3 protein-coding genes are annotated in these 3108 nt (G+C 39.4%); all 3 read left to right on the plus strand.

Annotated features, from left to right (window positions below):
• Positions 1 to 8: 8 nt before the first annotated feature.
• The gene (locus AB5935_RS22470; RefSeq protein ID WP_007835406.1) at positions 9 to 1031 is read left to right on the plus strand and encodes a VWA domain-containing protein; all 1023 of its coding nucleotides are present in this window, start codon (positions 9 to 11) and stop codon (positions 1029 to 1031) included.
• Between the two features lie 9 nt (positions 1032 to 1040).
• Positions 1041 to 1748, plus strand: coding sequence for a tetratricopeptide repeat protein (locus tag AB5935_RS22475; protein ID WP_007842993.1), 708 nt, complete (start codon positions 1041 to 1043; stop codon positions 1746 to 1748).
• 39 nt (positions 1749 to 1787) lie between these two features.
• Positions 1788 to 3108: BatD family protein (locus AB5935_RS22480; protein ID WP_368327583.1), on the plus strand; the 1321-nt coding region annotated here is incomplete at its 3' end.

The following is a 3108-nucleotide window of genomic DNA, read 5'->3' on the forward strand; positions in this document are numbered from 1 at the left end:
AGAAAGTCATGTTTCGATTTGCAGACCCGAACTTTTTATATTTACTCATCCTATTGCCGTTTTTGGTGGCGCTGTATTTGTATTCCAATTATCACCGCCGCCAAAATATTCGCAAATATGGTGATCCGGCATTGCTGAAAGGGCTTATGCCGACTATTTCCAAGTATCGTCCTGACATCAAGTTTTGGCTGACTTTTGCTGCGTTGACATTGGTTATACTGATGTTGGCCCGTCCACAGTTCGGCTCAAAGATGGAAACGGTGAAACGAAGTGGAGTGGAAGCTGTTATTGCATTAGACATTTCAAACTCTATGCTGGCAGAAGATGTGACTCCCAGTCGTTTGGACAAATCAAAGAAATTGATATCCAGACTGGTAGATACGTTCAATAATGATAAAGTAGGATTGATTGTTTTTGCAGGTGATGCTTTCACGCAATTGCCTATTACAAGCGATTATGTTTCTGCCAAGATGTTTTTGGAAACCATTAACCCGTCATTAATAACCACACAAGGTACGGATATCGGTACGGCCATCCGCCTGGCAATGAAGAGTTTTACTCCACAAGAAGGAGTGGGACGTGCGATTATTGTCATTACCGATGGTGAGAATCATGAAGGTGGGGCAGTAGAAGCAGCCCAGGAAGCAGCCGAAAAAGGTATGCAGGTATTTGTACTAGGGGTAGGTTCACCGGATGGTTCTCCAATTCCAGCTGAGAATGGTAGCAACAATTTTCGTCGCGATAAAGATGGAAATGTCATCGTCACCCGCTTGAATGAGCAAATGTGCCAGGAAATAGCCAAGGCAGGCAATGGAATGTATATCCGCGTAGATAATACCAACTCTGCCGAAAAGGTGTTGAACAATGAAATTGCTAAATTGTCAAAAGCTGATGTAGAAAGTCAGGTTTATACTGAATTCGATGAACAGTTCCAGGCTTTGGCATGGCTGGTGCTTATCCTGCTGGTGGTAGAAATGCTTATTTTGGAACGGAAGAATCCGCTTTTCAAAAATGTCAGACTATTTAAATAAGGAATGCTTATGTTACAAAAAACCTATATCACTCTGTTATTCTTACTTGTGGCAAGCTGTGCCTTCGCCCAAAAAACAGAAAGAGATTATCTGCGCAGTGGAAACAAGCTGTATAACGACAGTTTGTTTATCAAAGCGGAGGTAGATTATCGTAAGGCATTGGAAATTAACCCGAAATCAACAGATGCTATGTTCAATTTGGGAAACTCGCTCTTGATGCAGCAAAAAGCAAAGGAAGCGATGGAACAGTTTGAATCTGCTTCAAAAGTAGAAAAGGATAGAGATAAACTAGCACAGATTTATCATAACATGGGAGTTATCCTTCAGTCGTCCAAGCAGTATCCACAGTGTATAGAGGCTTATAAGGAATCTTTACGGAATAACCCGAAAGATGATGAAACTCGTTACAACTTGGCTTTGGCACAAAAGCTGTTGAAAGACCAACAGCAAAATCAAGACCAGAATCAGGATAAGAATCAAGATCAAAAACAAAATCAGAAAGACGACAAAAAGGATCAGAACAAAGACCAGCAAGAACAGGATAAGAAAGACCAACAAAATCAAAATCAGCAACAACAGCAGCAAAATAAGGATGAAATGTCCAAAGAAAATGCCCAACAATTATTGAATGCTGTGATGCAAGATGAAAAGAATGTGCAAGATAAAGTTAAAAAACAACTGCAAATTCAAGGAAAGAAGTTGGATAAAGACTGGTAATTTCTTAATTTTGGCAAATAAAAAAATAATTAGATAGCAATGAGGAAAGTAATTCTCTTATTCATATTAATAACATCGGTGCTCGGAGCATGGGCAGACGGAAATGTGACGTTTACCGCTTCTGCGCCTGATGTAGTAGTAAGCGGGGATCAGTTCCGGCTGACTTATACGGTCAACACTCAGAAAGTCAGGGATTTTCGTGCACCTAACATCAAGGGGTTCGATGTTTTAATGGGACCAAGCCGTTCACAGCAGAGTAGTACACAGATTATAAATGGTAATGTTACTTCTACTAGCTCCATTACTTTTACTTATATTTTGATGGCTGATAAAGAAGGAACTTACACCATTCCTGGTGCTACTATTGTGGCAGACGGACAAAACAAAACTTCAAATTCCGTACAAATCAAAGTATTACCGCCTGATCAAGCAAATGGTGTTGGAGGTGGAAACAATAGCGGTGGAAGAACTTCTTCACGCAGTCAGGTTGCCGGAAGCAAAATAACCAATCAAGATTTGTTTATTACCGCAACAGCAAGTAAGACTACTGTTTATGAACAGGAAGCCATCTTGTTGACTTATAAAGTTTATACACTGGTAAATCTGAGACAGTTGTACGGAAAAATGCCGGATTTGAAGAATTTCCATACACAAGAAGTAGAACTTCCCCAACAAAAGACATTCTCTTTGGAACATTATAACGGAAGAAACTATAACACTACTGTGTGGAGTCAGTATGTACTTTTTCCTCAGCAATCAGGTAAAATGGAAATTCCGTCTATTACCTTTGAAGGAGTTATAGCTCAGCAAGTGGCTTCGGACGATCCTTTTGATGCTTTCTTTAATGGTGGAAGTAACTATGTGGAAGTAAAGAAAAACATTGTTACTCCTAAGCTGACCATCAATGTGAAAGCATTGCCCGATGGCAAACCGGCTAATTTCTCTGGAGGAGTAGGAGAATTTACTATCAGTTCGTCTATCAGTACAAAAGAACTGAAAACAAATGATGCTGTAACCATTAAGTTAGTCATTTCCGGTACAGGTAATTTGAAATTGGTCAATACTCCGGAAATAGCTTTTCCAAAGGATTTTGAAGTATACGACCCAAAGATGGACAATAAATTTACATTAACTCGTGAAGGTTTGTCAGGCAATAAGGTGATAGAATATCTAGCAATTCCAAGACATGCCGGCAATTTCACTATTCCGCCTGTCGAATTTTCCTATTTTGACTTAAAAAGCAATAGTTATAAAACAATAAAAACAGAAGCTTATAGCCTAGAAGTGGAAAAAGGTGCAGGAAATGCAGATCAAATTATTGCAGACTTTACCAACAAGGAAGATTTGAAAGTATTGGGAC

The sequence above is a fragment of the Phocaeicola sp. RTP21198st1_B8_RTP21198_201120 genome (assembly GCF_040929485.1).
Taxonomy (GTDB): domain Bacteria; phylum Bacteroidota; class Bacteroidia; order Bacteroidales; family Bacteroidaceae; genus Phocaeicola; species Phocaeicola dorei.